This is a genomic window from Candidatus Zixiibacteriota bacterium, assembly GCA_017999435.1.
Taxonomy (GTDB): Bacteria; Zixibacteria; MSB-5A5; order GN15; family FEB-12; genus JAGNLV01.
Genome location: JAGNLV010000001.1, coordinates 491472 through 503742 on the forward strand (window position 1 = coordinate 491472; position 12271 = coordinate 503742).

General features: G+C 68.4%; 10 protein-coding genes. All 10 read right to left on the reverse strand.

The features are described 5' to 3' along the window. The gene (locus KA261_02225) at positions 1 to 909 is read right to left on the reverse strand and encodes a hypothetical protein (protein ID MBP7696601.1); all 909 of its coding nucleotides are present in this window, start codon (positions 907 to 909) and stop codon (positions 1 to 3) included. A 1-nt stretch (position 910) separates the two neighbouring features. Continuing rightward, positions 911 to 1786: a DUF58 domain-containing protein gene (locus KA261_02230; GenBank protein MBP7696602.1), complete on the reverse strand. Its 876-nt coding sequence runs from the start codon at positions 1784 to 1786 to the stop codon at positions 911 to 913. A 9-nt stretch (positions 1787 to 1795) separates the two neighbouring features. Beyond that, positions 1796 to 2785, reverse strand: a complete 990-nt coding sequence (locus tag KA261_02235; protein MBP7696603.1) for a MoxR family ATPase — start codon at positions 2783 to 2785, stop codon at positions 1796 to 1798. A 29-nt stretch (positions 2786 to 2814) separates the two neighbouring features. After that, positions 2815 to 3678, reverse strand: coding sequence for a hypothetical protein (locus KA261_02240; protein MBP7696604.1), 864 nt, complete (start codon positions 3676 to 3678; stop codon positions 2815 to 2817). Positions 3679 to 3782: 104 nt separating this feature from the next. Further along, positions 3783 to 4628 (reverse strand): UbiA family prenyltransferase, encoded by an 846-nt coding sequence (locus KA261_02245; GenBank protein ID MBP7696605.1) that lies wholly within the window; start codon positions 4626 to 4628, stop codon positions 3783 to 3785. Positions 4629 to 4666: 38 nt separating this feature from the next. Continuing rightward, on the reverse strand, positions 4667 to 6292 hold the full coding sequence (locus KA261_02250) for a BamA/TamA family outer membrane protein (GenBank protein MBP7696606.1): 1626 nt from the start codon (positions 6290 to 6292) through the stop codon (positions 4667 to 4669). Then, a complete protein-coding gene (locus KA261_02255; protein MBP7696607.1) occupies positions 6292 to 9525 on the reverse strand; it encodes a hypothetical protein in 3234 nt (1077 codons plus the stop codon). Before KA261_02255 ends, KA261_02250 begins: the two co-directional genes overlap by 1 nt. Positions 9526 to 9546: 21 nt before the next feature. Continuing rightward, positions 9547 to 10500, reverse strand: coding sequence for an NHL repeat-containing protein (locus KA261_02260; GenBank protein MBP7696608.1), 954 nt, complete (start codon positions 10498 to 10500; stop codon positions 9547 to 9549). A 7-nt stretch (positions 10501 to 10507) separates the two neighbouring features. Continuing rightward, positions 10508 to 11329, reverse strand: a complete 822-nt coding sequence (locus KA261_02265) for a hypothetical protein (GenBank protein ID MBP7696609.1) — start codon at positions 11327 to 11329, stop codon at positions 10508 to 10510. 13 nt (positions 11330 to 11342) lie between these two features. After that, positions 11343 to 12260 carry a hypothetical protein gene (locus KA261_02270; GenBank protein MBP7696610.1) on the reverse strand — a complete coding sequence of 306 codons (918 nt, stop codon included), beginning with the start codon at positions 12258 to 12260 and terminating at the stop codon, positions 11343 to 11345. Between the last annotated feature and the right edge of the window lie 11 nt (positions 12261 to 12271).

The following is a 12271-nucleotide window of genomic DNA, read 5'->3' on the forward strand; positions in this document are numbered from 1 at the left end:
TCACTTGACATTCCGGTCCAAAAACTCCACCCGTTCCTTTTGGGCCAGCAGGGCGAGGTAGTCCTGGAAGGCCGACTCCGCCTTCTGCGACTGGTAGTCGAGCAACACCCGCGCCTGCACCGAATCGAACGGCGCGCCGCCGTAGCGGCTGTCCTTGTTCGCCAGGTAGAAGTTGCGCAGGTCGAGCGTGTCGATCTGAATCTGGGGCGCCACCTTCTCCCGGACATACTTTTCCACCAGCAACTGCCGGTTCAGTTCCCGCGTCCGCCGCGCGATCTCCGCATCTTTGTCGAACCCCTCCCGGATCGCCGCGTGGTAGAGCAACTCCGCGGCCACGTACTGGCGCATGAAGCGCACCCGCGCCTCGCGGTCGCGCGTGTACTCTTTCTGGGCTTCGGGCGGGAGCATTTCCATTGCGTCGTCGACCTGCGACTGCCACACGGGCACGCCCCCCATCCGGGCCACCGCTACGTCGGAGTCCCCGGCCGGCGCCGCCCCGATATCGGTCAGTACATCGAGCTGCCGCTTGGCGTTCACGAGATTACCCGACCGCTCCAGCGCCGTGACGAGATTTTTCGACGCCTCCAGCACGAAATCGCCGTCCGGGTCGAGCGCTCTGGCGCGCACGTAGTAGGCTGCCGCCTGCTCGTAGTCCCCGATATTCTCGAAATAGAGCCGCCCGATGAGGTAACTGACGCCCGCCCGGGTGCCGTCGTCGAGATCGTCGTAGGCCAGAATCTGCCGGTACTCCTCCACCGCCGCGTCGTAGAGCCGGTTGTCGCGCAGTTCGGCGGCCAGTTTCTTGTGGCGTTCGATCGCCGCCTCGTGGGCGGTCGACCCCCCGCACCCCGCGATCGCCGCGGCCCAGGCCAGTCCGAGCATCAGCGCTGTCGCCCGCCGTCCCGCCATCCTACAGCCTCCGCTCCCGGCTCCGGAAAAACGCGATCAGCGGTTTGATATACGGCTGGTCGGTCCGGATGTTGATGAAATCGAGATTGATCAGGCGGAACTCCCGCTCCAGGCGGCCGAGATCCTCGTCCGCCCGGGCGGCGTACTCCCGCCGGAACTCCTTCGACCCCGTGTCGATGACATAGACCTCCCCCGTCTCGGCGTCTTCCAGCTCGATCAGTCCCACATCGTCGAACCGGCTCTCCCGCGGATCCGAGATCTTCACCGCGATCAGATCGTGCCGCCGGTTGGCCACCTGGAGCGGCCTGTGAAAATCCTCCGAGAGGAAATCGGAGATGAGGAAAACCACCGACTTCCGTCGCACCACCCGGTTGAGGTACTCGAGCGCCCCCGCCACGTCCGTCCCCGTCCGCTTCGGCTCGAAAAAGAGAATCTCCCGGATCAGCCGGAGGACGTGCCCCCGCCCCTTGCGCGGCGGCACGAACTTCTCGATCTGGTCGGTGAAGATGATCAGGCCGACCTTGTCGTTGTTCTTGATCGCCGAGAACGCCAGCAGGGCTCCGAGCTCGGCCGCCGTCTCGCTCTTGAACCGCTCGCGCGTCCCGAACCGGCCCGAAGACGACGCGTCGACCAACAGCACCACCGACAGCTCGCGCTCCTCGCGGAACTTCTTGATGTGCGGGTACCCCGTCCGCGCCGTCACGTTCCAGTCGATCAGCCGGATGTCGTCCCCCGGCTCGTACTGCCGCACCTCCTCGAACTCCATCCCCTGCCCCTTGAACGTCGAGTGGTACTCCCCGGAGAACAGGTCGTTCACGAGCCGCTTGGTGCGGATTTCGATCCGCCGGATCTTCTTGAGTATTTCGCTCGGCAGCATAAACGAATCTTACGGCACTTCCACAGCGTCGAAAACCTTCGTCACCACGTCGTCCGACGTGACCTCCTCGGCCTCCGCCTCGTAGGTCAGGAGGACCCGGTGGCGCAGCACGTCGTGGCCGATCGCCTTGATGTCCTCGGGGGTGATGTACCCGCGCCCGCGCAGAAAGGCGTGCGCCTTGGCCGCGAGATTGAGGTAGATCGTCGCCCGCGGCGAGGCCCCAAACGCGATCAGATCCTTCAGCTCCCCCAGCCCGTACTTCTGCGGCTCGCGCGTCGCGAAGATGATGTTGACGATGTAGTCCTTTACCTTGTCGTCGACATAGATCGAGCGCACCACCTGGCGCGCCTGGAGAATGTCCCCCGGGGTGACCACCTTCTCCACCCGCGCCGTCCCCATCCCGGTGTTCCGCTCCATGATCTCCCGCTCCTCCGCGGGCGTCGGGTACCCGATCTTCAGCATCAGCATGAACCGGTCGATCTGCGCCTCCGGCAGGGGGTAGGTGCCCTCCTGCTCGATCGGGTTCTGGGTCGCCAGCACGAGGAACGGCTCCTCGAGCGGGAAAGTCGTCTCCCCGATCGTCACCTGCCGCTCCTGCATCGCCTCGAGGAGGGCCGACTGCACTTTTGCCGGCGCCCGGTTGATTTCGTCGGCGAGAATGATGTTCGCGAAAACCGGCCCCTTCTTGACCGAGAACGCCGCCGTCTGCGGATTATAGATCATCGTGCCGATCAGGTCGGCCGGCAGCAGGTCGGGGGTGAACTGCAGCCGCTGGAACTTGGCCTGGATCGCGCTCGCCAGCGTGTGCACCGACAGCGTCTTGGCCAGCCCCGGCACACCCTCGATAAGAATGTGCCCGTTCGACAGGATTCCGATCAGCAGCCGCTCCACCAGATACTTCTGCCCGACAATCACGGCCGCCATCTGGTCGGTCAGCCGCCGGACGAACGCCGATTCGCCTTCCACCCGGGCCTGAATTTCCTGTATCTCGCTGTGCATGCAACCTCCATCTATACGGATTCAACTCGTCAGGTCACCTTTTGCAGCGCCTCGCGCACTTCGGCCTCGCGGCGCACGGTCTCCCCCGGCGCCCCCGCCACCGGTCGGAATTTGTCCTGCCGCGCGGTCACGATCCAGGCGGCGAGCTGGTCGCGCACATCGGCCCGAAGGTCCGCCCCCCGGACCGCCTGCGCCAACTGGCTGTCGTCCAGCACGTCGGCGTCGATATTGAACCGCGCCCGCAGAAACTCGGCGAGCACGCGGTACAGACCCGCCTGGAATTTCTTGAGGTCGCCGGCCGCCTCGACGTGCAGGCGGTCGAGCTGCTCCAGCGCCGTGTCCGCCGGGGTCTTGACCGGCGGGGCCGCCGCGGGCCGCCGCGCCTTGCGGATCACGACCGCCGCCCCCGCCCCCGCCGCCGCCAACGCGCCGGCCAGCCACAGCCACCACCGTCCGCGCGGCTTGTCCTCCGGCGCCGCCGCCGGCCGCTCCACCGCCACCGTCATCGGCTCCGTCACCACTTCCCCCGGGATGCTGTCGGGGTAGGTCACGTAGGAAATCGTCACCGGCGCGATCCGCCCCGTCCCCGGAGCCAGCGGCGCCAGGGTGTACCGGAAAGTCTTGTGGGTGGTTTCCTCGGCCCCCGTTCCTTGCGATGCGACGGCGGTCTCAAACCGCGTCACCTGCAGTTTCTCGAATGTCGGATCGAGCGGCTCGGGGAAACGGTAGGCGAACTGCGGCCCCGGCCAGGAAAGGGTGATCGTGAACACCGCGCTGTCCTCAAACGCCAGGTGCGACTTATCCAGCGCCTGCGACACCGACAACCCTTCGGCCGCGACGGTTTCAAAAAGTAAGAGAATGGTAGCTGCCAGGCCGGGCCCAATCGCTTTCATGCTGCTGCACACCGTGGTCTTCGCATCTGCGTATACCCCGCCTGCCTGAGGCGGGCCGAACATCGTGTTATACCGGCGAGGAACCGTGGCGGTTTCACAGAAAGTTAAGCAACCAACAGCGCGACAACGCCTAACGCCATTCCCGCCTTGAGCGCCGTTGACCCGATCGACAACATTCGCGCCGTCGGATTCCCCCACACCAGGATCAGCAGCGCCAGCACCGGGAAATCGATCACGTAGACCGTGATCACCTTGTACAGTGTCCCGAACCAGCCCGCCGCCACCGGCACGATCGTCAGCACCACCAGCGCTGCGAAGAGCACCAGCGCCGCCGTCAGCGAGGCCCGGATTCCGAGCGCCAGCGGGAGCGAACACGATCCCACGGCCCGGTCCCCCGCGATATCGCGCGCGTCCTTCAGAATCTCCCGCACGAAGTGGAACAGGACCGCGAACACCGCCGGGATCAGCGGCCCCGGGAGGATCCAGGCCAGCGTCGGATCCACCGCCGCTCCCCCGGCGAGAAACGTCATCCCCCCGAGGACTCCCACCGTCAGATTCCCCGCCACCGGGAGATTTTTCAAGTGGAGGTTGTAGGCGGCCAGCAGTGCCGCCGCCAGCAGCACGAGGGCGGCCACTTCCAGCCCGGCCAGCGCTCCCAGTGCGGCGGCCGCGGCCGCGCACGCAATCGCCAGCCGCCGCGCAAACTCCGGCGCCAAGGCGCCGGTCACCAGCACCCGCTCCGGGTGATTGATGCGGTCGCCCACGATATCGGTAAGGTCGTTCATGGCGTTTCCGGCGGCGCACATGAGGAACGTGGCCGCCGCCGCCAGCGCCGGCCGCAGGTAGACCGGCTCCACCCAGGTCATGTACGCCCCCACCCCGACCCCCGCCGCCGCCAGCGCACAGTTGCCCGCCCGGATCAGGCGCATGGTATCCAGAAATCGCCGCATGCCCTGAGTCTAGGCGCCCGGCCGGGGAGCGTCAACTTTTAAAACCCCGAGCGGACTTCGATCGACAGCCGGGGCTCGCGGAAAGGGACTTCCGGATTCCACCCCAGCGCCACCGTCACGGCCCGCACTCCGTCGGTGAGCGCCACCCCGCCCCCGAATCCCGACCGATACGACTCCTCCGTTCGCCCCCCCCCGGCCGCGGACACACGGTTGCTCAGAAAGGCCCCGTCGTAGAACCCGAATGCATACCCCGCCCCGAACCGTATGCGCGGTTCGATCGTCGCCAGCACCGCCCGCAGCGCCGCGAACTGCTCGTTCCGATACCCGCGCAGCGTCCCCGGACCCCCGATCAGGTTGAGCTCGGCCGGGGGCGGAAAATCCTCGCTCGTCTCAAACCCCCGGTATCCCAGCCCGGCGCACGCCGCCAGCGGCCCCGCGATCCGCCGGTAGACCCGGGCCTCGAACACCGTCCGCGTCTCGCCGTACTGCGTCCGCTCTCCCTCCCCGGCCGCGCCGCGCGCATACTTCCGGTGTCCATAGCTGATCGTCGTCCGGGCCTCGAAACCGTTGGCCGGGTTCAGCGGCTCATCGACGCGGTCCCAGCGGGCGCTGAACCCCGCCGCGTACGCATCATAGGACCGCCCTCCCTCGGCCGGCTCCACTCCGCGGTACTCCAGATCGACCCCCGCCGTTACCCCCTGCGCCAGCCGGACTGCGTATCCCGCGCGTAGCGCGAACTCGTAAAACAACGTCCGGTAATCCCGCGTCGCCGCTTCGATCCGCCCCTCCGCCCGGCCGGCGAAGAACAGCGGCTGCAGGTAGCTCACCTGCAGGAGCCGGCGGTCCTTGTCCCGCCGCTCCGACAGAACCCGCGCCCGGCGGCCCCCGCCGAACAGGTTGTTCAGCCGCGCATCAACGTGCCACACGACCGTCGCCTCGGATGTATCGGGGATATATCCCCCACCCACATCGAGCCGGAGCGGCCGCTCTTCCACGAACTGCAGCTCCACATCCGCCGAGGTAAACCCCGGAAGCGGCCGCACGGTGGCCGGGGGAAGGAAGCGCAGCCACGGGATCTCCGCTGCCTCGCGCTCCAACCGCACGAGGTAGCGATCGGTCAGGCTGTCGCCGGCGTTCGCGGTCAGATAGCGCACTGCAGTCGCGGGCTTCGTGCGCCGTAATCCCAGGTAATGCACTTCCCCGAGCCGCATCACGGGTCCGGGGACGAGGCTCATGTATAACATGATGTCATCGCCGGATCGCTCTATCCCGCTTATTGTTATCGAAGCATAGTAGTAGCCGCATTCGCGCCGCCGGTCCAGCAGCGAATCGATCAGGCGCGTCACCTCGGCTTCCCGAAACCACGCCTCCAATCGAAGCGCCGTGGTGTCCGCTCCGCTGATCACCGTCGCCACCCGCAACCGGGCTCGGTCCCCGGCCCGCACCCGCACCCGGCCCTCCTCCTGGCTCACCGCCGCATCCATGTAACCTTCCGTCTGCAGCATGCGCTCCAGCGAGTCCAGTGACACTGCCGGCTGGCGCGCCGCCCGCTCGACGGCGGCGGCGTTCACCGGTCGGGGCCCTTCGAACCCCGCCTCCCGGGCCGGCGAGGCGGCCGCCCCGGCCGCCAGCCAGAGCCACACCCACGCGCGCGCCATCTTCATCAGAACCCCGCCACCATTTCACCGCGGGCGGTCACCCGCGCCGTTCGATCATCCGAGTGCCGCCCGTCGATCGCCGCACTCACCCGGAAATCCTCCCGCACCCCGTAGCGGAACTCGAGCGACCAGATCGCCCCCCGGCGGCCGTACCGGCTGTCCGTGAGCGTATACGAGGGCAGCCCCGCCACTCCGCTCAGCTCCTGGCGATACAGCTCGATGGTCGAACGCACCTCCCCCCGGCTGACCACCGCCAGCCGCAGGCCTCCGCGGAGAAGGTACTGCCGCGACTCTTCGCCGCCCGCTCCCGAGGCCCTCCGATATCCGCTCCCTCCGCTCACCTCGTGAAGGCCGATCAACTGCCGGATTGCCGCCTCGGCCTGCCAGCCCTCGATCACCCCCCCGCCGGAGTAGTAGGCATCGCGATCGGCGTCGAACAGCGTCACCGCCTCCTCGAAACTCCTCTGCCCCGCCGCCTGGCGGAAAGTCACCGTTCCCCGGCGGTCGCGGCGCTCCCGGTTGCTCCCCGCGATCGTCCGCACCTCCCGGTTCTCACTCGCCTCCACATTGACCGCGTAGGCGTTCGCGATCGGGATCAGCCGCACCTCCGCGGCGTAGCGCGAGCTGTAGAACTGGTACGCCTCGTCGGGATCGGAGTAGAACGGCAGCACCCAGAGCGCCGTGCGTTTTCCCTGCGCGAGGAGTTCCTCTTCCGTCCGCGAGGTGAACCGCACGAGCAGGCCATCCCAGTCCTTGCTGAACGAGAAGCTCTTCTCCCCCCGCGACACGGCCGCCCGGTCCGACAGGATTTCCTCCACCCGGACATAGTTCCCGTTCGGGTCGGGCACATACTGCCCGTCCTCCCACACGTAGTCCCCCCGGCCCGGTTCCACCTCGAGGTAAGACAGCCCGCGCACATTCCGCGTCTCGTCGGAGAGGAGGTAGGTCGCGGCCGCCATCACGCGCCGGCCCGGGTCGGCGTACTGGAGGTTCAGCCGCCCGAGAAACGACTCCTCCCGAGTTTCCGGCTGATCCAGCCACTGGTAGGCGGCGGTGGCCTGGTAGGCGAGTGTCCGAATGCGGCGGGTCGAGCGCAGTTCCAACCGCGTGCGCCGGAGCGCCTCACGCCAGTTCCCGGTCAGCGTGTCCTCGACATAGTGCTCCGCCTGGACCTGCTCGGTCCGCTGGCCGGCCGCCAGCCGGTAGCGCACAAACCGCGTGCCGCGGCGCGGCCCGGCGTACGAATTCGTGCGCTCGTCCCGCTCCGCTCCGGTCTCGATCCGCCATCCCTTGCCCGCCTCATACTGCACCCCGCCGTCGATCGTCCGCGCCGCGCCGTCCGAGCGCCGGCCGGCGCCCACCACCGTCGTCGTCGCCGACCGGACGCCCCCCGCGACCTCCACGCCGCGCCCCGGCCGCACCGTCGCCCGCATCCCTCCGCTCTCCGCCTCGGTCCCGTCGTCGCAGCGGACCAGCGACCCGCTCGGCGCGAGCGTCACCGCCTCGGCGGGACTGAAACTCGCCGTGCCCTCGTGCCGCCACTCGTCCGATGCCGGCTCGTAGTCGTCCGGCAGGTGGTTTCGGCGATTGAACTCCGGTTCGTAGAGGCGCTCGCGCGTACGGAAGGTCCCCTCGCGAAAGCGCGACTGCAGGGTGATCCCGTCTCCGCGCCCCGGCTCTCCCCATGGCCGCGCGTAACCCAGCGCCCAGAGATTCCCCCCGTTGTCGCCGTCCCCCCGCGGGCTGAAGAGATTGCGGTCCTGCTCGCTGCGGCGGTACTCGGCGGTCACCTCGCCGAGAGCGCGGTCCCGCCATCGCCCCCGCGCGACATACTGGTCGGTCCGCTCCGGCGCCGCCAGCGCCACCACCGGGAGATAGTCCCCGTTCCCCGCGCCCGCATAGAGAAACCGGTTTCCGCCCAGGTTCCGATAGGCGCCGTCCCCAGCCCCGACATAGCTGAACGTCACCGTGTAATCCCCCTCCCCCGCCCCGACGTACTGGTAGACGCTGTCGGGGAGGCTGTCGGCCACCAGCACGTAGGCCCCCGCCGTATCCGGCCGCACGCCCGACCGGTAGGCCGGCGCGGCGCTGTCGCCCGCCGCCTCCAGAATCGCCCGGTCGCTCTCGGAGAGTTCTCCGCCGAGGGGCGACCCGCGGTCGTCGCCCTCCCGCAGCCAGCCGGTCTCCAGGACGAAGGTCGAATCGCCGAGCGCCGCCCCGCCCCCCCCGCTGTACACCTCCTCCCGGTAATCGGTCGCCTGCACCTCGTAGTCGATTTCGATCCGTCGGCGGCGGTCGATCGGATGGTTCACGTTGAACGTGATCGACCCCGCGGGATAATCCATCGTGTAGTCGTTGTTGCTTCCCCGGGCGAGCTTCTCGCCGTCGAGCCAGACCGTCTCGGATCCCGGGACGATCGGCTGCGCCCGCGGGCCGATCCGGTAGGGGCCCTGGACCCCGTCCTCGCCCGGGAACCGCGCCGTTTGGTGCAGCCCCTTGGGCCGGGCCGCCGCCGTTTCGACATACCACCGGGGCTCGCGCACCGTCACCGACGCGCCGCTCACCCGCGCCGTCCGCCCCTGGAGCGCCGCCAGGCGGTGCCGCAGTTCGATGTCGCCGACCCGCGCGAGGAAGCGCGCCGACTCCAGTTCCAGGTTGATTTTGTTCAGCTCGTTCAGACGGCTGTTCACCGTCCCGTACGCCGCGTCATAGCCGCGGTCCGAGACCGCTCCGCGGATCATCAGCCCGGGCGTGAGTTCCCCCGCCACGGTCACGTCAAGCGACTGGCTGAAATCCGCCGTCCCCGCCGACCGCGCCGCAAACCGGAACGATTTCGCTCCCGAGAGCGCCAGCCCGCCGGAGGCTTTCCGGGGAGCGGTCCGCCGCGGCGGCTCGAGCGCGGGTGTTCCCCCGCCCGGCGGCACAATCTCCGGCAGGGGCCGGCCGTAGCGGGCGGCCAGCCATGACGGCGCCGGCGCATAGGTGAGCACGAGCGTGTCCCCCGGCTGGGCGTGCAGGTCCGACAGATCGAACCCCCGGCGCCCTGCATCGAACCGGTACTCCCGCCCGGCCGCCAGCAGCCGCCCGTTGAAAAACAGTGAATCGGATCCTGAGATCACGAGACGCGATCCGGTCGGGTACCAGCGCGGGATCGCTTCTCCCACCAGCGTCACCCGCGCCGCCGCCAGCGGCAGCGCCGCCGTACACCAGAGGAAAACCGCCAGGGTGACTCGTGGCATCGGCGACCCTTCGCTCCGGCGCTACCCGGCGTCGCTGATCACCCGGCAGACCAGCAGGCGGTTGTTCCCCGTGTCGGCGATCAGCAGCCGCCCGTCGGCGAGCACCGCCAGGTCCGAGGGCTCGCGCAGCGGCGAGTCGCTGCCCGGCAGCATCGGCCCGGCCGCGAACAGAATCCCGCCCCGCGCGTCGCAGAAGTACACCCGCCCCGCGCCGTCGAGCACCCACAATCCTCCCCCGGCCGGTGCCGCCGCCTTCGGCCGCGCCCACGCGTCGTGCGCGATCGTCCGCACCATCGTGCCGTACCGGTCGTACACGACCACCCGCCCGTTCCCGCCGTCACACACATAGTACCGCCCGGCGCCGTCCGCCCGGATCCCCTGCGGCTCCCGCACCTGTCCCCCCGCGTAGCCGAAATCGCCGACGAACCGGTCGAACGCCCCCGTGTTCGTGAACACCGCGATCCGGTTGCGCTGGCGGTCTCCCGCCCACAGCTCGCCGTGCGCGCTGACCGCCACCCCGCCCGGCTCCCCGAATTGCAGCGGGTCGTCGGCATTGTAGAACTCGGTCGCGTCCACGAACAGGAGGTCCGAATTGAAGCGCGAGATCCGCTGGTTCCCCTCGTCGGCCACCCACACATTGAGCTGGTTGTCGACCGCTGCGTAACCCGGACGGCTGAGCAGACCCGCCTCGCTCCCCGCCCCGCCCGCATCGCGGATCGGTTGAAGAGCCCGGCTGAATTTGATGATGCGGTTGTTCCCCCGGTCGACGCAGTAGACATTGTCGTCCGTTCCCGCCGCCAGTCCCCAGGGGCTCTGCAGCGGGAGGCCGAGCACCTCTCCGGCGATCACCTGCTCGACAATCACTCCCGCCGGCGCCGGCGGGGCCGCGGTTTCATCCCCGGCCCCTCCCGGCCCCCCGCACGAGAGCGCGATAGCCGCCGCCGCTGCACCTACGCTGACCGCGCCTGCCCGCATACTCCGCCTAAAACCCCGGGTACACCGTGAGCGCCACCTGGCGGGTCGGGGATGTCGGATGGAATTCCAGATCATAGCGCACTCCCCCGATCGTCCAGCCCTCGTCGACCACCCGGTTGGCCCGGCGCGCATCCAGCACCGCGTCGATCACCGCCACCACCCGGTTGATCACGGCCGCCCACAGCATCCAGTCCCCCCGCCGGTATGCCTCCCGGCTCGAATTCTTCAGGCTGCGGAAGGTCTCCCGCTCGGCGTCGCTGGGCCACACCCAGTGGTATTCCGGCACATCCGGCAGGTAGCGCCGGTCCGGGTCCCCCACCCGCCCCGCCCTGTTGAAATCGTCAATGCTGTCGTAGAACCCCACCCAGTCGAGATACTGGTCGCTCTTCCCCTCCAATTGCGCGTTGGCATGGACGGCCGCGTAGGCGATCAGGTCGTCCTTCTTCCAGTCGCCGTAGAGCCGGAACGCCCCGAAAGCGACCCAGGTGAGTCCCTCGGCGGCGAAGAAGCAGCGCGCTTTGATGTCGCGGTCGTTGTAGAGCTGCCCCAGCCCCGGCACGAGCGCCGACAGGGCCGCCGCCTTGACCGGCGACTTCTTCTTCCCCTCCTGCGGCCGGTTCTCCTTCGGCGCCGGCGTCAGAGTCCCGTCGTCCTCCCATTCGGTGACCGCCGCGGTCGGCCGCCAGGCGAGTCCGTCCGCCCGGATCTGCGTGGCGAGACTTGTCTGCACGGGCGCCGGCCGTACCCCCGCCGCCCCGACCGCGGCCGCGCAGACCGCCCCCCCCGCCACCAGACCGATTCCCAATGCTATCGCAACCCGAATTCTCATGCTGTCCCTTTTTTCAGAACGAGTAATTCACCTGCACGTAGGGCGTGTCCTGGAACCTGTAGACCGACCGCAGCGATGGCTCGATGCTCAGATTCGACAGGAACTCCTCCGCCTCGTCGTCGCCGCGCAGCTGCCGGTTCCGGTGCCGCGTCATGAAGAACGCCTCCAAGCCGCTCACCACGTGGTTGACCACCACCCCCACCAGCATCCGGCCCGCCTTCTTGAACTCGTGGTTGGCGTCCCCTCGCATATCCTCGTATTTGTCCCGGCGGGGCGATGCCGGCACTCCCTGGTCTATCTTGGGCGGAGGATTGCTCTGACTATAATCGGCGTACAGCATCAGCCCCTGCAGATTCGCGTCATCCCATCCCCAGGCAAACTGGTTGTACTTCCCCGTCATCTCGTAGTACTGTTGCGTTCGGGTGTCCGGCAAATGATGCGTCAGGCCGGGAATCACTGTGTCCTCGAGGTCCTTTATCGTCAGTCCGTCATAGGCCCAGTTGAGATAGTCCGCATACGCCTGCTGCGACCAGTGCTCCCGGTTGAACGCCTCGAATTCATCGGTCATGTCCTCGCCGTTATAGTGGTAGTGCGCATGGAGGCCCCAGGCGAGCGCCTCGAGACCGAGGAACACGAACGGTTTGATCCGGCTGCCGTAGTACCATTGTCCCGCGCCCGGGACCGCCAGCGACAGAAGCATCGCCTTGACCGGCGATTTCTCGCCCGGGAGCGTTCCCGCCTGTCCCGTATCCCCGGGAGCGAGTTCGGCCGCGGCCCACCGGTCGAGATTCCCCGCCGCCGCCAGGCCGTAGCGTACCTCGACCTGCGCCTGCTCCAGCGGCGAGGGAGTCAGCTCCACCGCTGCGGCCCCGCCCGCCGCTAGGCCGGCCGCGCCCAGACACATCATCCATCCGGCAATCCCGCGCCGCATCATACCCGCTC